Origin of the sequence: Rheinheimera texasensis (assembly GCF_964031785.1) — a bacterium.
In the GTDB taxonomy this organism is placed as follows: Bacteria; Pseudomonadota; Gammaproteobacteria; order Enterobacterales; family Alteromonadaceae; genus Pararheinheimera; species Pararheinheimera texasensis_A.
This window is the reverse complement of sequence record NZ_CAXIRE010000022.1, coordinates 101,350-121,178: the sequence shown is the minus strand read 5'-3', so window position 1 is coordinate 121,178 and position 19,829 is coordinate 101,350. Positions and strand designations below refer to the sequence as shown.

Here is a 19,829-nt window from a genome sequence, read left to right as displayed (position 1 = left end):
AGTTATCGCAATAATATTTAACCAACTAACAAAGATGAACCCAAGCGGGCCACAGGCCGCACACTGAATACCGGAGCAAGATGATGAAAACTTTACAGAAATCTATTGGTTACAGCATTGTCGCATTAGGCCTGCTGAGCGCCGTTGGTAGTAACACTTTGTACGCCGCGGAGATCCCTGGCGTCGAAAAAAACACTGAAGCCTTTTTAAATGTACTGGCACAAGGCGGTGGCAAACCACTGGAACAGTTAAGCCCAAAAGACGCCCGAGCTGTGTTAACAGGCGCACAAGCCGGTGCAGCCTTACCGGCAGCCGATGTCAGTGAAAAATGGATAATCGCCGATGGCCAGAAACTCAAACTGGTGATTGTGCGCCCGGCCGGCAGCAAAGGCACGTTGCCAGCTTTTATGTTCTTTCACGGCGGTGGCTGGGTATTAGGTGATTTCCCAACCCATGAACGTTTGATCCGCGACTTAGTCGCCCGCTCCGGCGCTGCCGCTGTTTATGTGGATTACACGCCGTCACCGGAAAGCAAATATCCAACGGCAATTAACCAGGCTTATGCCGCCACCAAATGGGTCGCTGAACATGGCGCCGAGATTAAGGTCGATGGCAAACGCTTAGCGGTTGCCGGCAACAGTGTCGGTGGCAATATGGCAGCAGTAGTCGCATTAAAAGCCAAAGCAGCTGGTACGCCAGCGCTGAAATTCCAGCTGCTGATGTGGCCGGTGACAGACGCCAGCTTTGAGAACGGCTCTTATCAGCAGTTCCAGCAAGGTTACTTCCTGACCCGTAATATGATGACGTGGTTCTGGGACAACTACACCACCAATCCGGCCGAGCGCAACGAGATTTACGCGTCGCCACTGCGCGCCACGACCGCGCAATTACAAGGTTTACCACCAGCGCTGGTGCAAACCGCTGAGCTGGACGTACTGCGCGATGAGGGTGAAGCTTATGCGATTAAACTGGACCAGGCCGGTGTGACCGTGACCTCGGTGCGATATAACGGTATGATCCATGACTTTGGTCTGTTAAACCCGCTGAGCACAGTACCCACAGTACAAGCCCAGCTGGACCATGCGGCGAGCGCATTGCAACAGCACCTGAAATAAGGCAGATTTGACGCAGCTCACAGCAAGCCGGCCCTGCCGGCTTGCTTCATCAGAGCAATTAATCAGACAAAAGAGAATGAACATGGCAGATGCAAAAAAATCCCAATCCGAGCCAAAGCAGTTAAAACCACTGCTCAGCGATCCTGGCTGTGCCTGGCCCGCCAGCGCTTTGCATCTGGATAATCAGCTGTGTTTTGCGCTCTATTCCACCTCGCTCGCCATGACCAAAACTTATAAGCCACTGCTGGAACATATTGGCCTCACCTACCCGCAATATCTGGTGATGCTGATTTTGTGGCAACAGGATGGCGTCGCCCTGCGCGACATCGCCGAGAAACTGCATACCGAATCCGGCGCTTTAACCCCGGTATTAAAACGGATGCAGGAGATGGGTTTACTCATTCGCGCCCGCAGCCCACACAGCGAACGCACGCTGGAAATTCGCTTAACCGACGCCGGCCGCGCCATGCAGCAGGAAGCGCTGAAAATCAACCAACATATCGCACTCAGTTGCGGCGATTCACTGGCAGAAGTAGAAGCACTGCGCGACCAGTTGATTAAACTGCGGCAGACTTTGACGGCGTGAGGCTTGTTAGCGGGGTACCCCGTCAGCAAAAAACAACAGTTACTGCATGTCCAGCGGCAACAACAGTGTCGTGCTGACGTTGGATCCGCACTTTTTTATCTCAATCTTCCTTATATAAACCAAGCAAAATTTTTTCTAGAGAATAAAAAAAGAGTCCTAACACAGTATTTAATCCCAAAATCACAGTACCCCAAATAAACCCTTGATCGCCTAGGATATATTCAAGACCAAGTTCAGCATGACGTTCTATTTTGGAGTGAATCAAAAACCAATTTGCACACAGCGAAAGGCCAAGGAATACGCCCAGCCAAGCCACTGATATTCTTCGATATCGTTTCACAATAGATTTGATTTTTTCTTCTGTCATAAAATTATGATTTCTCTCAGATTTTTACCAAAAGCTTTGGGGTGACTGAAACACAGCAGAAGCCGTGCCAGACGAATTTTCGGCGACAAAAGCAGCCTCTTAAGTAACTTTTAACTATTAAATACGTTCGAAATCAACTGGCTCAGAAGAATAATGTATCAAACCACTAGTTTCATTTTGGACCATCACACCAGATGCCAAATAGGCCCAATCGTTTTTTGTATATGCTGGCGAATACTCTTCTAAATCAATTGAGCACACAACGATACCACTGCTGCCATCCTCAAAAATGACCTTATCGTTCAAATTTATTTCAGTTCCGTCGCGGTATTTCATTTGTTACTTAACGCCCCGCGCATGCGCGCGAACTAGTGAGCGTCGCTGGGGCCGCAGACCCCGTAAGACTCTGATTGTTATGTGCTTAATGTGCCACGTTAACATTTACCAAACCGATTGACTCAACCAACACCACATAATCGGCACCAAAAATTATATAGGAGACTAATGATACATCTGCACGATATGAATCAAGATGAGCATAAAAACTGCGCCTGTAATTGGCTGAAGACTTCCAAATTGGAGATTCTTTTGCCCCCTTTTCCAGCGATACAAAGTCAACTTCACTAGGCATACCCGGTAGCGGCGACAACTCGTAATTACTTTCTTCAACACAATAGAATGCAATCACATGGCGGAAGAGCAGTTCTATTACCTGCGAGAGGAATATTAGCTTTATAACAACACCACTTGCATCTGTTCGTACATCAACTTCAGGGTACAAACCCAAATTTTCACCAGTTAGAAAATACGGAGAAAACATCTGCGATCACCTAACATTAAGCTCAGCCGCAGTTTGTAAGTTGGTTTTTTTTGTGGGAAACTTTTGCGCATCAAAACCACAAAAAGGCGACTTACGAACTGTCGAGCGCTCGAAGTGCGCGGTGCTGGAGCGCCTTGTTAATTTTTTGCTTTGGAAGGATTCCTAAGCCCAATTTCTTGTATTTCGTTATTCAACTCACCTTGCTCTGCAATTTTTTTGAGCATTGATGTGATAGCAGAACCTTCAGAGTCAATGACACCCTCCAGTGCTGTAGCCAAATTATGAATTTCAGAAAGATCATCTCTGGCTCTTGCATGTACACGAAATACTGACAATTCAGATTCATTGGAAGGCTGCGGAAGCAAGTTAATTTGGTTGATCCATGCTTGCGATTTTGTTAAAGCTGAATTACCTATACCCGCCAGCAGATATTGAAGCTGAGCGTCGCGTTTCTTTCGTTCCTTCAAAACCGCAGCCTGATAAATTGCTATGGCAGTTCCGATTATGCCTGTTGCCAAACTTATCGCTGGCTCAATATCCAATTCATTTCTCCTAAATTAACATATTAATCAAATGCAAAACGCCTGCTTTTAAGCCTACGCCGTGCCTTGTTTCCCTTTCACATCCATTCACGTTAACCAAAAAACAACTTGTAATCAAACTTTTAGCGCGCTTGCTCGCTTTGACAATTGCGAAAGAGTGCGCGGCATCAATTTTCCTGAATAATGCACAAAATTGCATTCGGTAATCAGTTCTTCCTGATTTACTGCAGTCGTCGAAGACAGTTTTTGGTAATAAATCGACAGCGTAAATGAACTCACAAAACGGTCGGGCATCAACGTTAGCAGACCCTCTGCGGCATGGATGCCGCAGAGGAGCCTACAGGGATGTATTCACGGCGTGTCTGCGTTGTTGTTGGCTGTGCCGTTTGGCCTTGGCCTTTCATTCAGTCATGTACGGCGGCGCGTTGCTTGCCGCTACCTACAGAGCCTGTTGTACCGATAAAAAAGGGCATGCCAGGCACGCCCTTTCCAGCAAACAGATGAACCCTACTTCTCTACACTCAACATATATTTCGCCACTGCCAGCCGGGTTTCGGCGTCGAGGTAATCCTGTTTTGGCATGGCTGGATAGTCTTCGCGTTTTTTCACCGGGTTGGCGATAAAGTCGGCTAAGGCTTGCGGATCATCCATGTACAGCGACTGGATCACTTGTACCGGTGGACCAATCAGGCGGCCGGTGTAGGCGTGGCAGCCGGTGCAGATGCCGAGGTACGCGTATTTGCCCTTGTCCGCCGTTGCGGTATTCCGCGGTGCGGCTGGTGTTTCCAGTAAATAGCTGGCAACCGTATCTGTGTTGGTGAAGCTACAAGCCGGCCAATCGCCGACGCCGGCTGTGACATAACGCTCCGGATTGGCGATACAGCTTTCGGTGACTTTGCCAACGCGGACAATATCCGGCTCGCCTTGTTTCAGCTCAGCACCGAGCAACACTTTGGCTTCAGGAATGGTATCAAAACCGTTGTGAAACATCAGGTTATTTAAGATCTGAATTTTATCCGGCGTCGGGTCTGACTCAGGGTCCAGCTGGGCATTTGGCGCATTTTCGTGGTCGGTAATGATGATGCCGGCCACTTTGTTATCAACAATCAGGTTGTCTTCGAGGATGACATTGTCCGCCGCCATAATCAGGACCCCGGTACCAGCTGGAATGCCCGACACCATTGAACCCGGCGCGCCGAAGTTGGCGGTATTGTTATTGCGGATCCAGTTATTGCGGATAATCACCGTGTGGGTGTCCTTGATAGGCAACCCAGGCGTGACAAAGGCCAGAATGCCGCCGGTGTTGTTGTGGACAAAGTTATTTTCCACCACGGCAAAGCGGCTGTTTTCGATTTCAATACCCGCGACGCTGTCGAATACTTCGTTATTGGCGACATGAATATGGTCGCTCATACCGACATAAATCGCCGCATCTTCAATGCCCGACACAATATTGTGTTCAATCAGACCGTTTTCACCCAGTTGCGGGAAAATGCCGTAGACGCCAGTGTCGTCGATGATGTTATTGCGAATTTCGAAGTTATTACCGGCCTGGCCCATGATGCCATTGCCTTTGTATTTGGTGATCAGGAAGTTCTCAATCAGGATGTTATTGCCGGAATACAAAATGGCATCGTTCAGGCGTTCTTCACCAAATAACCGCGGTCTTTTACCGTCGATAATGACGCCGCTTAAGCGAATGCCGTCTTTATCGATATACACAGTTTCGACATAATCGCCGGGCCAGACCTGGATCACATCGCCCGGATTGGCTGCTTTCACAGCATCCATAATCAGCATGCCGGGTTTGACCTGATGCACTTTGCCAGGCGCTGTGTCTGGTAGCACCGATTTTTTCGCATTGGTATTAGCGCCCGCGACCTGCAGGCTGGCTTCTTGCACCACAGCGGCAGGTGCCTGCGGTTTTTGCCCCCACAGGTAACCACCGGCTAAAGCTACCGGCACCAAGGCCGCCACTATCCAGGTTGTTTTCATTGTTATTTCTCCGCGTTCGCCGCCAATGCCGAGGCCTGGCTGATATTGTTGTTTGTTGTGGATGTCCTCGCTTCGCTCGCTTCGGATCTGACTTCAGCAGGCAGTGGCAAACCAGATGGCAACTGCTGTGGCAACTGCGGGCTCAGGCTTTGATCGGTTAAGGTCTGTAAAAAAGCCGCAATTTGCTGATTTTCTTCCGCAGTGAGTTTCGGCTCCCAAATATGCCAGTGGATCAGCAGGTTCTCGCCTTTCTGCACGGCATGACCACGGCCTTTACTGTAGAACTCTGCCGCTTCTTCTAAAGTGGCAAAACGACCGGAGTGCATATAAGGCGCGGTCAGCGCAACGTTGCGCAGCGTCGGCACTTTAAAACCACCACGTAATTTCGCCGTTTCCGCGGTAGTGCCTGCTCCAACATCAAAAGGCCGGCCTTCCGGCTCCGGCGTACCAATCACCGCAATTTGCTGGTTGGTAAAAAGCGGTGGAGTGTGGCATTCGGCGCAGCGGGCAACAAAAGAGCGAAACACATTCATGCCTTTGATTTCAGTATCATTTAGCGCCTGATGGAAACCGTGCGCATAGTGGTCGTAGCGGCTATTAAGCGAAATTAACGAACTTTGAAAAGCGGCCAGCGCCGTGACCACTTGTGGCAGCTCAATCGGCCCCTTTTGACCAAAGGCGTCGGCAAACAAACGTGGATACACCGCATTGGCATTTAAATCATGCAGCAGTTTTTCCGGTGTATTGGCCATTTCATCGGGCGCAAACAAAGGCCCGGCGGCTTGCTGTTCCAGGCTGGGGCTGCGGCCATCCCAGAATAATTTCTGTAGAAAACCCACGTTCCATAAAGTCGGCGCGCTGCGTTTGCCTTGCTGGCCAAAAGCGCCGGTACTGACGGCTTTGCCATCGGTAAAGCCTTTGTCCGGCTGATGGCAGCTGGCGCAGGCTTGTTGTTTATTGGCAGATAAAAGCGGGTCAAAAAACAGAAAGCGGCCGAGATCAATCTGCTGGGGGCTAAAGCCGTCGCGCGCCGCCGGCAACGCGGTTTTGGTGCCGCCCACGCCTTTGTTTTGCAGCGAATCATATTGCTGATACAGATTGACCAGTTTGCACTGCTGGCCGACCAGTTCAAAACTTGGCGGGCAGACGGTTGAAAGCTGAATTTGTACTGGTGTCGCACTGACAACATCAGCGCTGGCAAAACTGGTTATCGCCAGCCGCGGACCTGCGGTCACTGCTGCGGACCACAGCAGTACAAGGGGCAGCCAGCTGTTCACGGTAAAGACCCGATATAAGCAATGACCTGTGCAATGTCCTGCTCGTTTTGTAGCGTGCGCGCCATCATCGCCATCTGCCGGCCTGGCTTATCGCTTTTATCTGCACCGCGCACACCAGTGCGGAAATAGTTCAGTTGACGCTGCAGATACACCGCATCAAGCTGGCGCAGTGCTGGTGCTTTGAGCGCGGCAACGCCTTCCGCTTTAGGACCATGACAGGCACCACAACTGTTGATGTAGATGCGCCGGCCTTTATCGACCTGAGCCGCATCGGTGGCCTGCGCGGCTTTAGCCGGCGCTGGTAACCCGGCAAAATGGCTGGCTAAAGCCTGCAGATCGTCGTTGGTTAAGTCTTTAGGCAAAGCGGCCCGCATCTGCGCCCCAGTGCCATCTTCAGCATGCGCCCCGCGCAGACCGGTTTGAAAATGCTGCAATTGGCGCAGTAAATAATCGGGCTGCTGCGCGGCCAGGGCCGGTGCTTGCAGCGCTGCATTGCCACTGCCATCGGCCTGATGGCAACTCTGACATAGCGGTAAAGCAGCCGGCACAGCCTGTGATGCGGTGCTGATGAGCAAAAACAGACTGCTGCACAAGCTGCACAATAAGAAGCGTAATCTCACACAAACTCCTGCGTCAGTTGCAACCGGCAGTGGCTACCTACCCCATGGATTGGGCAGGCACACATCACGCTGGTCGTCAGACTTTGATGTTTGTAGGGTGCGTCGGCAGGGGGCAGGCAGCAATCAAAATAGTGTACAAAAGTGTACAAAATCGGGCCGTAAAAGCGACACATCCGGCCTGCTCCGGCAAGGCAAAAACAGGCGGTTGGTCAAATTTAAATCAGGCTGCAAGCCACGTAAAATCAGGGTCATTCCCACTTTCAAGACCACAGCAGCGGCATGGCGATTCCGCTATGTATCGGCGTTGTCGTACTGCCCGCCCCGACCATGGCTGTGTTGCGTTCAACCTGTGCACCGATATTATCGGCTAAGCGGCTGTCGCCATGGTTTGATTTCAAACACAGGCGCACAGCAAGGCAGACCGGTATCTGCCGACCATAACTAAAATAATCCGGAGAACAGAAATGACAGGTGTGAACAAACAACACAGGAAGACGCCCCTCGCCTTATACATAGGCTTGCTTTGCAGCAGCGCGCTGTATAGCCAGGTCAGCAGTGCGCAAGCGCAACAGACCACTGACAAAAACGCCGAATCAGCCATCGAAGTGATGACAGTCACAGCGCAAAAACGCGTGCAAAATCTGATGGAAGTGCCGGTCGCAATCGATTCGATTTCGGCGAAAGATTTAGAAGAAACCAACTCGGTGCTTTTGGGCGATATCGCCGACTACACACCGGGTTTTAAATTCAGCAAAGACGCCGTCGCTCAGGCCACTGCGACTATGCGCGGCGTGTCGAGCTCTAACATCAGCACCGGCGGCGATCCTTCTGTCGCGATTTTTTATGATGACGTTTATCTGCCACGCGCAGCGCAAAGTGTGTTGTTTGCCGACATGCAGCGCATCGAAATTTTAAAAGGCCCACAAGGCACATTATTTGGTAAAAACGCGGCGGCCGGTGTAGTTAGTATGGTGCCAAACGCCCCGGAACATACCGATGAAGCTTTTCTCAAAGCCACGCTCGGCGATTATGGCCTGCAGCGTTTTGAAGGCATGGCCAATACGTCTTTGTCCGACCAATTTGCCCTGCGCATCAACGCGCTGTCGAACCAGCGCGATAGTTACATCGACAACGTTTATAAAGATTATCAGGGCGAGGAGCTCGGCAACACCAACCATCAGGCCGCCCGCATCGCCGCTCTGTGGACCCCCACCCAAAGCACCAAAGTCCAGTTCAGTTACGATTATGACGACATGGACCAAGGCTATTCGCCAGCCATCGGCTTAAGCCCTTATGCCTACAGCATGAACCCACTCGACCACACCATCGAAAACGATGTGATTGACGGCCACGAGCGACGCGACATGGACGCCTGGACGGTAAAAATCAATCATGAATTTAACAGCGACTGGTCTGGCAAACTCATTTCCAGCAAACGGCAATGGCAAGTATCCGGCCGCGACGACGCCGACGGCACCGCCGACAAAACCCGTTATCTCGATACCATCAACTTTGAAGATTCAGACATTTTCTACAACGAGCTGCAGCTGAACTACAGCCACGACAAGCTGAACTATGTCGGTGGTATCACTTACAGCAAAGAAAACGTGCATCAAACCACCACACTGGATATCACCGCCGACACTATCGCGCGGCTGACCAGCGATAACCTGAATCAGATGCTTGGTGGTGCGCTGATGCAAGCCGGCGTGCCGGCCGAAGCACTGGGTCAGATGGGCCTGCCGATTGACCATATCTGGAAACCGGCCGACTGGGCCAGCGTGCTGAGTATTCTGGCGATGGTCGACCCTTCCGTCGCCGGCCTGCTACAACAATTAGGCGCGGAGCCATTCAGCCCGGAACTGGCGGCTGCGATCAGCGCCACCGGCGACCTGACTTATCAGCTGATTGGCGGTGGCCTGGGTATTGCCGAAATTTTTGGTCCTTCCAACGCCGGTAAGATGTGGAGTGAAGATATCGTCAACAACGGCGTATTTAACTCTTATGGCATCTATTCTGACGTCGACTATCAGTACAACGACCAGTGGGGTTTCACCGCCGGTCTGCGTTATAGCCGCGATGAAAAAGACTTCAGCTGGGATATCCGCGAACGCTCGTTTGGCGCGTCGCTGCCAAGCCTGACCGAGTTCTTATTCCCGTTGGTGACCAACCTCAAAGCTAGTAAAGACTGGAGCAAACTGACCGGCCGTGGCGTGGTGCGCTTCCAGGCGGATGCTGACCAGCTGTGGTTTTTATCTTATTCTACTGGTTATAAATCAGGTGGTTATGACTCGTTAGACCCAATGTCTTCTGCCAATCCTTATGCGCCGGAAGAAGTAAAAAACATCGAGTTAGGCTACAAAGCCGAACTGTGGCAAAGCGTGCGGGTACAAACGTCGATTTACAATATGAACCTGACCAACCGCCAGCGTTCGGTCAGCAGTAAAAGGCCGGGCGACGGTGTGGCCGTGCCGCTGATCATCAACGGCGACCAGGACATTCGAGGCATGGAGCTGATTGTCGACTGGCAGGCCACCCCAGCGCTGAAGCTGGGGCTGGTCACCGAATATCGCAAAACCGAATCGAGCTGGGAGCAGTTTTATAACGGAGACGGCGACTTAGTCACCGACACCGAAAAGGACTCGAGCGCCGATGCCTACACCCTGACCGCCGACTGGACACCAGATTGGGCTTTTGGCGATGGCCAGTGGAAAGTGCATGTCGATTACGTTTATGAGGAAAACACCCGCGCCGATGACCCGGACCTGCTGGCGATAGCCAAACAAATTCCGGCCTATTTTGCCGACAGCAAGAACCTCAACGCGCGCATCAGCTGGCAAAGCAACAGCGACCATTGGGAAGTGGCGGTGTTTGGTAAAAATCTGACAGATAACGAAACAACAGGTGGTATCGGCGGTTTTGCCGCCGCCGTGCTCGGCACCCCAATCACCTCACTGAATCCACCGCGCACCGCCGGTGTGGAAGTGAAATATCAGTTCTGAATGGTTTTAACCTGTGACCTGCAGCAGCGCGCTCTCCCCTTGCTGTTGCAGGTTTTTTCCTTGTACTTTAATCGATTGTGACAGCCACTACTTCAACACAAGACAGCCACTGATACAACGCAGGACAGCCACAAAAAGATTTGTGGCTTCCAGATTCCAGCAACAAGCTTCGAGGATGACAAGCTTCGAGGACACCCAGCTTCGAGGACACCCACCCAAGCCCAAAAGCCCCTTGACATTAACATTTCAGCAACCATAGTTAAAACCCAACCTCGACACGGACCGTCAAGGAAATACCATGCCCATCCCCCGTAAATCGCTGGTGTCTGTTGATACCACGCCCAGTTATCACGTCGTCAGCCGCTGTGTCCGCCGCACCTTTTTGTTCGGTGTAGTTGATAACAAAGATTTCAGTCATCGCCGTGATGCCATCGTCGCAAGGCTTGCTGAGCTGACGCAGTTGTTTTGTATCGATATTTCCGCTTACGCCATTATGTCCAATCACTACCATCTGGTGGTGCGCATTCAAAAACAACGGGCGATGGATTTGTCACTTGCTGAAGTAATCACTCGCTGGAGAGCTCTGTTTTCATTACCGCTTTTTGCTCAGCGTTACGCAGACAATGACATCATGTCCGATGCTGAACTCGACGAAGCCATGCGACAAATTGAATTAAGGCGGGCGCGACTTTACGATTTAAGTTGGTTTATGCGCTGTCTAAATGAACCCATTGCCCGGATGGCTAATGCCGAAGACGACTGTACCGGCCATTTCTGGGAAGGCCGTTTTAAATCACAAGCCCTGCTCGATGAGCGTGCTGAGCTGCAGGCCATGGCCTATGTGGATTTAAATCCTATCCGCGCAACGTCAGCGGATTCACTTCAGAGCAGTGACTTCACTTCCATTCAAACCAGAATTAATAAGTCTCAATCGCCGATGAAAGCTTTGCTGCTCCCTTTTGCCAGTGGCGCGCATCAAAGCAACAACTCCGAACACATTCCCTACAACATCAACGAATACATTCAATTGGTTGACTGGACTGGCCGTCAAATCAGAGATGGTAAAAAAGGTTACATCAAAGAACATACGCCGCCGATTTTTGCGCAGCTAAAAATGAATACAGTGGCCTGGTTACACAACTGCGCACATTTAGAGCAAACTTATCATCGCGTGATTGGCAGCAGCATCCTGATGCAAGAGTTCTGCAACAAGTTCAAGCAGCAACGTGTCGTTGGTATCACAGCCGCCAGGTTGGCGTTTGGTTGATAAATTAACCTTCACGACACTCTAAAACCTTGCGGCAATTCAATTACCCTCAATAAGTACGTCCAAAATCTCTATCAGTGACTTCGCAATGACCTGCTTCTCGATCTCTTGAACAACCAAGTCGCAAAAATTGTCTCTTTTGAGCTGTGTTGAACACATTTGGCCCTCGTAACTTCCAGTCCCTTTTTCAGAAGGCTGTCCAGCATTGATTTCTTTAGAGATGCCTGTCCATTCTAAAAAATCCTTAGTTCCGATGGCTGTCCTGTCTTGAGTGGTCCTGTGTTGAATGAACAGTCTCCTGTCCTATCAGCGCCCCGCATGCCGCAGCTGTTTTTGCTGGTACATCCGCTCATCGGCGATGCGGATGAGCTGATCAGCGTCTGAGCCGTCATCCGGAAACAACGCCTGACCGATACTGCAACCAATCTGTACTGTCGCCATGCTCAGAACAAAAGGTTCTGCCAGTGCCTGCGTGATTTTATGCTCAACCTGCCCCACTTCCTGCGGCGACTCGAGCTGCGGCAATAACACAACAAATTCATCGCCACCAAGACGCGCCACAGTATCAGAGGCCCGCAGTAATTTGCGCAGCCGCTCCGCAATAGCTTTGAGCAATTCATCGCCGGCGGCATGACCATATTCGTCATTGACCGGCTTGAATTTATTGAGATCCAACAGCAGCACCGCCAGCTGGCGCTGATGCCGGCTGCAATAAGTCAGCGCCTGCTGTAGCCGGTCCATAAACAGTGCGCGGTTGGGTAGACCGGTCAGGCTGTCGTGCTGCGCCATATAACGCATCTGCTGTTCAGTTTTGCGCCGTTCGGTCAGATCACGCGCCACCCCAACCACCGCGATAAACTCGCCGGCTTCATTATAAATCCCGGCAGTTTTCACCTCGCTCCAGACAGTGCCACCGTTTTTGTGCGGTTGCTCCAAATCCGCCACAAACTCAGGATAAGCCAGCCCCGCTTCTACGGCCGCACGGGCCTGACGCATCTGATTAAATACCAGCTCAGCGGATTCCGGCGTCAGCGCCTCTGTAACGTGCTGGCGCATCGCTTCTTCGGCGGTAAAACCGCGATGACGCTCCACCGACGGGCTGACATAAGTGATATTGCCGGACAGATCCATAGTCCAAATCACATCACTGGCATTGTCGGTCAGCAACCGGTGGCGCGCTTCGCTCTGGCGCAGAGCTTCGCGGTCACGCTGGCGCTCCAGACCAATAGCCACCATGGAACCTACATCGCTCAGCACATCAAAATCCTGGGCATTAAAAGCGCTGGCCTGCCAAACCAATAACACGCCGGGGATTTGACTGCTGTCACCCTGCAGCGGAAAAGCACAGAATTGCAGCTGGCCAGCCGGCGCATCAGTGAAGGCCGGGCTCGGTTTTCCCAGTTGCGGCACCCGCAATAAATTGAGACCTGGTGTGTCACAATCATCGCCAAAGATCTCTATCCGCCGCTGGATCTCCGCCCAACCTGCAGGGCAGAGGTCAACATGAATAATCTGCGGCAGGCCTTTGGGCCGGTCCAGTAACAAAATCGGATGGAACGACGGGCGAAATTGCTGCAACAACTGCAGTACCGTGGTCATCAGCTCATTCGGCGCCGTTTCGTCCCGCAGCATCTGCTGCAAAATCTGACTGCGGATATGCTGCCAGCTCTGTTGTTGCCGTTTTTGCGCCAGCAACTGATGCAGCCGCCGGTTGACCTGGGTGATATAAGCCAGCAGCGCCAGCGCCAGTAGTAAACCGAGTAGCACCAGTAGCGCAATCAGCACCCAGGTCAGGTCAATAGGAGTGCTGGCCTGATACAAAAAATTATCCAAATCCGGCACTAGGCTCAGCAATCCCTGCTGCTGATAGACTTCAGCAATATGTAGCCAGCGATCCGGATTGATATACCCAGGCGCAATCAAGTCGGTCTGTAGCAGCGGCTGCATTGCAGCGGCCTCCGCCAGCAAAAGTGCCGTGCTGCTGCCAGACGGGTAATGCTGCTGCATATATGCAATGACTTCAGCCGGATGCTGCATTGCATAAGACCAGCCACGCAGGCTGGCGGCACGGAACTTTTCCACCAACTTGGGATTTTTAAGCCATAACTTGTCGCTGGTAAATAAGTTGTCACCGTAAAAATCAATGCCGGCACTGCGCGGGGAAAACTGGTGATAGGCGATGCCGGCTTGCTGCAGGATTAACGGCTCATTGGTGCTGTATGCCGAAATCGCGGCGGCGTCGCCGTTCAGCAAATCCGGAATGGAGGTTTCATGTTCAATCAGCTGGTAATCCTGCTCAGCAAGGCCTTCACGGCGTAAATACGCACGCAGCTCATCGGCGCCGGTTTCCAGTAGAATTTTCTGGCCACGCAGCAGCTGCAAGTCCGGCACGACGCCATGTGCTTTGGTCAGCAACACCAGCGCTGAGTGTTGGAATACATTGGCGATAAGCCTTACATCGCGGCCTTTGGCATAATCAAGCAACAAAGCACTGGTGCCGACGCCAAACTGCGCCCGGCCGGATAACACCTCGTCAACCACCTGCAGTTTAGGCTTGGCGGCCACCAGCTCCACTTTCAGTCCGGCTTCGGCGTAATAACCTTGCTGTTCAGCCGCGTAGTAACCGGCAAACTGAAACCCATGCTGCCATTTCAGCTGCAACCGCACTTTCTCGGCAGCCCACAAAGGGGTGGCCGGCCAGCACAGCAGCAACAGCGCCCAGCCCCAGCGGCTACTCACCGATATCCTCGAACCATAAGGCAGGACGTTCAGCAATAAACTGCTGCATCAAAGATTTACAGCGTTCATCCTGCAGATTGACCAGTTCAACACCCCGGCTTTGCAAATAAGCTTCCGGGCCCTGAAAAGTCTGATTTTCACCAATCACCACTTTGGGGATGCCATAAAGCAACACAGTGCCACTGCACATGTCGCAGGGTGATAAGGTTGAATACAACACAGCCCGACGATAATCTGCAGCCCTGAGCCGGCCGGCATTTTCCAGGCAGTCCATTTCGGCATGTAAAGTACAGCTGCCTTTTTGCACCCGTTGGTTGTGACCGCGCCCGACGATGTTGCCGTCGATCACCAGTACAGAACCAATCGGAATGCCGCCCTCGGCCAGGCCCAGTTCAGCTTCGGCGATAGCCGCCTGCATAAATGGATCAGACATCTCAGAATCCTGCTGTAATAAGGAGGAGAAGATTAAGCCTGTGCCGTCAATGGCTTGCCGTCAAGGCTGAACCAGCAAAGGGGTGATTAAATTCTGTAACCACTGCAAAGCCCACTGTAACCGCGGCGTCAGATGACGCCGGTGCGGATACAACAGCCAGACTGGCATCGCCGGCTGGGCCAGCTCTGGTAAGACTTCAATTAAAGTCCCGGCGGCGAAATGCGCTGCCAGGCCAAATCTCGGCGCCTGGATCAATCCAAGCCCCTGCAAACAAGCAATTTGGTAGCTGTCGGTATGATTCACCGTGACAGCGCCAGGCAAAGCCACCAGATGCTGAATACCGTCCTGCAGGTAGGCAAGCCCTGGATCTACAGCACCAAAATGGCGGACATAATGGATTTGCTGATGCCCGGCCAACTCAGCAACTGAAGTGGGTGTCCAGGTTCGTTGCAGATAAGCCGGGCTCGCTGCGAGCGCCAGCGACGCCACGCCGAGTTGCTTTGCCACCAGGCCTTCACTGTCGACACTGCCGATACGCAGTACTAAATCAAAACCTTCGGCGACCAAATCTACTTTGCGGTCAGTACAGCTGATATCCAGTTGCAGTTGTGGGTGTCCTGCTAAGGCCGCTGGCAACGCTGGCAGCACTACTGAACGGGCGATGCCGGTGGGCATGTCGATACGCAACTTGCCACTGAGTTCACCTTGTTGCGGCACAAACAGCTGGTTCAGTTCATCCAGTTCGGCCAGTAACTCGACACAACGCGGATAAAACAGCTGGCCGTCGCTGGTCAGCTGCACAGTCCGGGTGGTACGTGCCAGCAATCGGCTGCCAAGCTGCTTTTCCAGCTGGCGCAGCAAAGTCGACACATAGGTATTGGACAAGCCAAGACTTTCTGCCGCCCGATGAAAACTCTTCAGTTCCGCAATGCGGGTAAAGACCCGATAGGCCAGCAGTTCGTCTTGCATGCTGATTATCCTCAAATAGCGAATAGTTTAAGCATTTTTAGCATATTTATTGGCTATATGCTTAGCAATACACTGCAGCTGTCGGTGGCAATTCAGCCAACCTCAAGGAGCAACAGATGACCAATAAAATCGTTTTAATTACCGGCGCCAGCCGCGGTCTGGGTAAAAATGGCGCGTTAAAACTGGCAGCCGCTGGTTTTGATTTGATTCTGACCTACCAGCACAACGCGCAGGAAGCCGAAGAAGTGGCGGCACAGGCACGGGAGCTGGGCCAGCGGGCTGTGGCGCTGCAGCTGGATTTGGCGGCGCCGGACCAGCTGAACGACTTTATCCGCCAATTGCAGGACAGCCTGCAGAGCCGTTGGAACGGCCGCCGGCTCGATGCGGTGATCCATAACGCCGGTATTGGTATTCACACAGCATTTGCCGAAACCAGCATGGCGCAATTTGATCAGCTGATGAATATCCACGTCAAAGGCCCTTATTTCCTGACGCAGCAGCTGCTGCCGCTGTTGTCCGATAACGCCCGCATTCTGCAGTTATCAACTGGCCTCACCCGTTTTGCCATTCCAGGTTACAGCGCTTATGCGATGATGAAAGGCGCGGTGGAAACCATGACTTTGTACTTGGCCAAAGAACTGGCACCGCGGGGCATCCGCGTCAACGTGCTGGCACCGGGCGCCATTGAAACGGATTTTGGTGGTGGCACGGTGCGGGACAATCAGGCGATTAACCAGTATCTGGCCAGCAACACCGCGCTTGGCCGTGTCGGTCAGCCGGATGATATCGGTGCTGTGATGCGGCTGTTACTGAGCGACGACGCCGGCTGGATCACGGCCCAACGTATCGAAGCGTCCGGCGGCATGTTCCTGTGATTTAGGTTTTGCCCCACGGCAGCGCTGCTGGGGCAGTCTTCTGATGCTGAACAATTCGGCGTATTCAATGATAAAAATGTTATACAGATAGTGTCAGATTTTTTTACTACTTGAAGCAGCTACTGCATTAGCATTAATTAATATTGTTTAATATTAATCACTTAAAAAGTTGGCCTGTCCTATGCAATTCCTCGATCAGCAATGATGCAAACTTGAGGTAGTACCAATGAAAGCTAAAACTCTGTCGCTCGCCGCTTTATTGTTCTCAGCTGTTTTTGCCAGCCAGTCACAGGCGGCTCTGGTTTACAACGGTGGTGCGTCAACCTCGTCAGGCGGGTATTATGCCGATCAAGGTTATACCTACACCGAAACCGGTGCACACTTTATGCTGAACAGCGCTTCTGCCGTCAACAGCATCAAATGGTGGGGAGCTTATGATGGCAACCAAAACCAAACCGATAATTTCTTTTTGCGCTTTTACGCAGGCGGTGCAACCCCTGGCGCTTTGCTGTACAGCTTCAACTTAGGTGCCAGCAACAAAACGGCCACCGGTAATGTGATGCTGAACGCATGGAACGAGTACAGCTATCAGTCAGCTTTCAGCGCTTTTAACCTGGCCGCCAACACCAGCTATTTCATCAGTCTGTCCAACCAAAACAGCGGTTCAGACAACTGGTTTTGGGCAAACGGCAATGGCCCGAGTAATAACGGTGCTTCTTACGGCGGTTCCTGGCTCAATACCGGTGCTTCACTGGCGTTTGAACTGAGCAACGACACAGCAACACAAGCGGTATCAGCACCGGCAACTTTAGGCCTGTTTGGCCTGAGTTTACTGGCGCTGGGTCTGCGTCGCCGTCAGCGTTAATTCTTCGCTTTGCTGCGGGCCTGTTTCAGGCCCGCTTGCTGTATCTGCTAACCCGACCTTCGCCCTTCTTTCATTAATCAGCAACAGTAATTCGGCCGCGGCCGCGGCGTCTGCCAAAGCGCGGTGATGTTGTCTGAGTTCAATACCAAAATGTGTCGCCAGATTGCCGAGGCTATAAGAAGCCAAGCCGGGGAAATAGCGCCGACTTTCCACAACAGTACAGAGCATCGGTAATTGCAGCTGATAACCACAGCGGGCAAATTCGGCGCGGATAAAACCATAATCAAACCGCGCATTATGCGCGACAAAAATGCAGCCCTGCAGCTGTTGCCACAAATCCGCTGCGATATCGGCAAACACCGGCGCAGTGGCAACCATGGCATCGGTGATGCCGGTCAGCCGGCTGATAAAAGGCGGAATACGTCGCTGTGGGTTAATTAGTGTCGAATAGCGGGTTATTTCGCGGCCATATTGCAGTTTGACCAGACCAATTTCGGTGACCCGATCATTGCCTGCTGTGCCGCCAGTGGTTTCGACGTCAATGACCGCATACACCCGCGCCGGGTCCAGTATCCATTTGACCCGCTCCAATCGGACAGCAAAGCCCAGCTCACGCAGGCTATGCAGCCGGCTTAATTGATTACGCCTCACACTGTCGCCCGGTGCTTTGATTTCAATAAACTGCAGATCCTGCACCTGGCCGTCGCAGCCACTTTCACTGCGATTATCACGCCACAACATTAAATCCGGATAACCACTGCTGTGACGGCGAAAATCCATGGCCATTTTCCGCAGCACTGCAGCGAGAGCGCCTGCAGGCGCGGCTTGTACCAGCGCCTGCAGTGGCCGGATTAATTCCGGGGACCAGCCGAAAATCGCGTTGACTTTGCCATAGAGCCGGGTGCTTTGCGCCAGCAAATAACGGCAAGCCGCAGCTTTGTCATCCAATAGCGCCAGCAGCGTTTCAATGGCCGCACCGTGGCGCTGATAAAACGCCGGCGTGGTTAAATCACGTGGCCGGCGCTCAAATTCATTATAAATGCTGCTGTCGGCGGCTTCGAACAACTGCGGCCACAGCAATAGGCCAAACAGAGCCAGCCACAAATTATTTTCCAGATGTTCGGCCTGAAAACCCAGCTGGCGGTAATAATGCAGCGCGCCCTGCTCCGGCGCATTGGCCCAGAGCTCGTCCAGCGTCAGCACAGCCGCCTGTTGCAGTAAATGTGTGGTGTCGGTGATACGGCTTTGTTTTAGCACGCGGCGGCTGAAATCCAGCGCCAGATAATATTCTTCGTCACAACAAGGTTCGGCCTGCATTTGCGCAAGCAATGCGTCGAGTTCAGCGCGCCGGCCCAGTTTATGATAAAGCCGCATCAACCGCTCCGACGCCGGATAACCACCACCGGCTAAATACCAGTCAATCGCCAGTTCCGGCGAATGCAAGCGCTCCGCCTGCCGGCCTAAGGCTTCACAGAGTTTTTCCCGCGTCAGCACTGTGCGGTCATCTAATGGCTCAGGCCACAACAACGCATCCAGCTGCCATTGCTGCAGCTGTTCCAGGGTCAGCAGGCTGTTTTTACGCGGTAAGGCCTCACGTAGTTGCGCTTTTAGCCGGGCATAAGCATAAGCCGCCTGCGCAGTGGCGACATCAAGAAAACGTGCCAGATACAGCGGCTCGCCGGCGCTTTGTTCAGGGCCGGCAGACACAGCGCTGCTGCGCAAACCGCCGGTGGCCATCACACCTAAATCGCGCAGCGTAAAGGCGGATAAATCAGTTTCGATGCGGCCAAAAAATAAAAACAACAAATACTGCAGCGGCTCGGTCTGGCGCAGGGCGAGCCAGTCGCCACTTTGTGCCAGCCACTGTGGCTGTAATAAATTCGCGTCCGTGACGGCTTGCTGTAAGGTCGCTTTGTCAGCAGATTTTTTCGGGAGTTGCGCCAACAGCCCCTGCTCAAGGCCTACATGTAGTAAGTCCGTCAGCTGCCGTTTATTGGCTTTGAGTAGCCAGTTGACGAGATCGGCTTGCTGTGCAGGCCGCGCGGCAAAACCACTATCGAGCAGTTGCATGGTCGCAGCACGCTGATCGCTGATTTCACTGTATTGCAGGTCCGTCAGCGCAAAAACCGTGCCCTTGCGACTAAGCATCCGCAGCCACTGGCGCTGTGCGCCCGGCGATAAAGCCCGATACGCGGCGATAAACTGCCATTCGGCCGGCCCGAGCAACCCGGCGTACTGCGCTTCAATACGCAGCAAAAACTCAGCGAAATGCTGCAGATAATAATCCGGCGGTAACACAACAGGCGCAGGCATCGGTTCATCCGGTTCAGGTCACGTTGGCGTTACTGTAGCAAATT

Annotated in this window: 17 protein-coding genes; 6 read left to right on the top strand and 11 right to left on the bottom strand. The window is 52.5% G+C overall.

Translation table 11 applies throughout. The features are described 5' to 3' along the window. Nucleotides 1–83 precede the first annotated feature (83 nt). Together ABNT34_RS17445 and ABNT34_RS17440 are read left to right on the top strand one after the other, a co-directional pair. Complete coding sequence (locus ABNT34_RS17445; RefSeq protein ID WP_348733917.1) at nucleotides 84–1,115, top strand: alpha/beta hydrolase; 1,032 nt, start codon at nucleotides 84–86, stop codon at nucleotides 1,113–1,115. An 82-nt stretch (nucleotides 1,116–1,197) separates the two neighbouring features. Then, nucleotides 1,198–1,701, top strand: a complete 504-nt coding sequence (locus ABNT34_RS17440; RefSeq protein ID WP_348733915.1) for a MarR family transcriptional regulator — start codon at nucleotides 1,198–1,200, stop codon at nucleotides 1,699–1,701. A gap of 100 nt (nucleotides 1,702–1,801) precedes the next feature. On the opposite strand, the gene ABNT34_RS17435 is transcribed toward ABNT34_RS17440, so the two are convergent. The 7 genes from ABNT34_RS17435 to ABNT34_RS17405 all read right to left on the bottom strand — a co-directional run bounded on the left by ABNT34_RS17435 (nucleotide 1,802) and on the right by ABNT34_RS17405 (nucleotide 7,322). After that, a complete protein-coding gene (locus ABNT34_RS17435) occupies nucleotides 1,802–2,068 on the bottom strand; it encodes a hypothetical protein (protein ID WP_348733913.1) in 267 nt (88 codons plus the stop codon). Nucleotides 2,069–2,185: 117 nt separating this feature from the next. Beyond that, nucleotides 2,186–2,404 (bottom strand): hypothetical protein, encoded by a 219-nt coding sequence (locus tag ABNT34_RS17430; RefSeq protein WP_348733912.1) that lies wholly within the window; start codon nucleotides 2,402–2,404, stop codon nucleotides 2,186–2,188. Nucleotides 2,405–2,489: 85 nt separating this feature from the next. Further along, entirely contained in the window at nucleotides 2,490–2,888 is a 399-nt protein-coding gene (locus tag ABNT34_RS17425) for a hypothetical protein (protein WP_348733910.1), read from the bottom strand. 137 nt (nucleotides 2,889–3,025) lie between these two features. Beyond that, the gene (locus ABNT34_RS17420; RefSeq protein ID WP_348733908.1) at nucleotides 3,026–3,430 is read right to left on the bottom strand and encodes a hypothetical protein; all 405 of its coding nucleotides are present in this window, start codon (nucleotides 3,428–3,430) and stop codon (nucleotides 3,026–3,028) included. A 507-nt stretch (nucleotides 3,431–3,937) separates the two neighbouring features. Next, entirely contained in the window at nucleotides 3,938–5,425 is a 1,488-nt protein-coding gene (locus ABNT34_RS17415; protein ID WP_348733906.1) for a parallel beta-helix domain-containing protein, read from the bottom strand. A 2-nt stretch (nucleotides 5,426–5,427) separates the two neighbouring features. Then, nucleotides 5,428–6,660 carry a cytochrome c peroxidase gene (locus ABNT34_RS17410; RefSeq protein ID WP_348733904.1) on the bottom strand — a complete coding sequence of 411 codons (1,233 nt, stop codon included), beginning with the start codon at nucleotides 6,658–6,660 and terminating at the stop codon, nucleotides 5,428–5,430. Between the two features lie 38 nt (nucleotides 6,661–6,698). Next, nucleotides 6,699–7,322 (bottom strand): c-type cytochrome, encoded by a 624-nt coding sequence (locus ABNT34_RS17405; RefSeq protein ID WP_348733902.1) that lies wholly within the window; start codon nucleotides 7,320–7,322, stop codon nucleotides 6,699–6,701. Nucleotides 7,323–7,786: 464 nt separating this feature from the next. Between ABNT34_RS17405 and ABNT34_RS17400 the strand changes: the two genes are divergently transcribed. Both ABNT34_RS17400 and ABNT34_RS17395 read left to right on the top strand, forming a co-directional pair. Further along, nucleotides 7,787–10,324, top strand: a complete 2,538-nt coding sequence (locus tag ABNT34_RS17400) for a TonB-dependent receptor (protein ID WP_348733900.1) — start codon at nucleotides 7,787–7,789, stop codon at nucleotides 10,322–10,324. Nucleotides 10,325–10,622: 298 nt separating this feature from the next. Further along, nucleotides 10,623–11,591 carry a hypothetical protein gene (locus tag ABNT34_RS17395; RefSeq protein WP_348733898.1) on the top strand — a complete coding sequence of 323 codons (969 nt, stop codon included), beginning with the start codon at nucleotides 10,623–10,625 and terminating at the stop codon, nucleotides 11,589–11,591. A 306-nt stretch (nucleotides 11,592–11,897) separates the two neighbouring features. Here ABNT34_RS17395 and ABNT34_RS17390 read toward each other — a convergent pair whose 3' ends face one another. Genes ABNT34_RS17390 through ABNT34_RS17380 form a run of 3 tightly spaced genes read right to left on the bottom strand, consistent with a single transcriptional unit; the run spans nucleotide 11,898 to nucleotide 15,732 of the window. Beyond that, nucleotides 11,898–14,330, bottom strand: coding sequence for a diguanylate cyclase (locus tag ABNT34_RS17390; RefSeq protein ID WP_348733896.1), 2,433 nt, complete (start codon nucleotides 14,328–14,330; stop codon nucleotides 11,898–11,900). Beyond that, entirely contained in the window at nucleotides 14,323–14,763 is a 441-nt protein-coding gene (locus ABNT34_RS17385; protein ID WP_348733894.1) for a nucleoside deaminase, read from the bottom strand. The genes ABNT34_RS17390 and ABNT34_RS17385 overlap by 8 nt, the downstream gene beginning before the upstream one ends. Before the next feature lie 60 nt (nucleotides 14,764–14,823). Beyond that, the gene (locus tag ABNT34_RS17380) at nucleotides 14,824–15,732 is read right to left on the bottom strand and encodes a LysR substrate-binding domain-containing protein (RefSeq protein WP_348733892.1); all 909 of its coding nucleotides are present in this window, start codon (nucleotides 15,730–15,732) and stop codon (nucleotides 14,824–14,826) included. 116 nt (nucleotides 15,733–15,848) lie between these two features. Between ABNT34_RS17380 and ABNT34_RS17375 the strand changes: the two genes are divergently transcribed. Then, nucleotides 15,849–16,607, top strand: coding sequence for an SDR family oxidoreductase (locus ABNT34_RS17375; protein ID WP_348733890.1), 759 nt, complete (start codon nucleotides 15,849–15,851; stop codon nucleotides 16,605–16,607). A gap of 226 nt (nucleotides 16,608–16,833) precedes the next feature. Beyond that, the gene (locus tag ABNT34_RS17370; protein ID WP_348733888.1) at nucleotides 16,834–17,472 is read left to right on the top strand and encodes a PEP-CTERM sorting domain-containing protein; all 639 of its coding nucleotides are present in this window, start codon (nucleotides 16,834–16,836) and stop codon (nucleotides 17,470–17,472) included. On the opposite strand, the gene ABNT34_RS17365 is transcribed toward ABNT34_RS17370, so the two are convergent. After that, a complete protein-coding gene (locus ABNT34_RS17365; RefSeq protein ID WP_348733886.1) occupies nucleotides 17,437–19,785 on the bottom strand; it encodes an exonuclease domain-containing protein in 2,349 nt (782 codons plus the stop codon). The genes ABNT34_RS17370 and ABNT34_RS17365 overlap by 36 nt on opposite strands. Nucleotides 19,786–19,829 lie beyond the last annotated feature (44 nt).

Excerpts from the sequence above, each read along its gene's own strand:
- ABNT34_RS17365 (WP_348733886.1), bottom strand. The coding sequence starts at position 19,785 with ATGCCTGCGCCTGTTGTGTTACCGCCGGATTATTATCTGCAGCATTTC.
- ABNT34_RS17425 (WP_348733910.1), bottom strand. The coding sequence starts at position 2,888 with ATGTTTTCTCCGTATTTTCTAACTGGTGAAAATTTGGGTTTGTACCCT.
- ABNT34_RS17430 (WP_348733912.1), bottom strand. The coding sequence starts at position 2,404 with ATGAAATACCGCGACGGAACTGAAATAAATTTGAACGATAAGGTCATT.
- ABNT34_RS17440 (WP_348733915.1), top strand. The coding sequence starts at position 1,198 with ATGGCAGATGCAAAAAAATCCCAATCCGAGCCAAAGCAGTTAAAACCA.
- ABNT34_RS17395 (WP_348733898.1), top strand. The coding sequence starts at position 10,623 with ATGCCCATCCCCCGTAAATCGCTGGTGTCTGTTGATACCACGCCCAGT.
- ABNT34_RS17370 (WP_348733888.1), top strand. The coding sequence starts at position 16,834 with ATGAAAGCTAAAACTCTGTCGCTCGCCGCTTTATTGTTCTCAGCTGTT.
- ABNT34_RS17380 (WP_348733892.1), bottom strand. The coding sequence starts at position 15,732 with ATGCAAGACGAACTGCTGGCCTATCGGGTCTTTACCCGCATTGCGGAA.
- ABNT34_RS17375 (WP_348733890.1), top strand. The coding sequence starts at position 15,849 with ATGACCAATAAAATCGTTTTAATTACCGGCGCCAGCCGCGGTCTGGGT.
- ABNT34_RS17400 (WP_348733900.1), top strand. The coding sequence starts at position 7,787 with ATGACAGGTGTGAACAAACAACACAGGAAGACGCCCCTCGCCTTATAC.
- ABNT34_RS17435 (WP_348733913.1), bottom strand. The coding sequence starts at position 2,068 with ATGACAGAAGAAAAAATCAAATCTATTGTGAAACGATATCGAAGAATA.
- ABNT34_RS17415 (WP_348733906.1), bottom strand. The coding sequence starts at position 5,425 with ATGAAAACAACCTGGATAGTGGCGGCCTTGGTGCCGGTAGCTTTAGCC.
- ABNT34_RS17445 (WP_348733917.1), top strand. The coding sequence starts at position 84 with ATGAAAACTTTACAGAAATCTATTGGTTACAGCATTGTCGCATTAGGC.
- ABNT34_RS17385 (WP_348733894.1), bottom strand. The coding sequence starts at position 14,763 with ATGTCTGATCCATTTATGCAGGCGGCTATCGCCGAAGCTGAACTGGGC.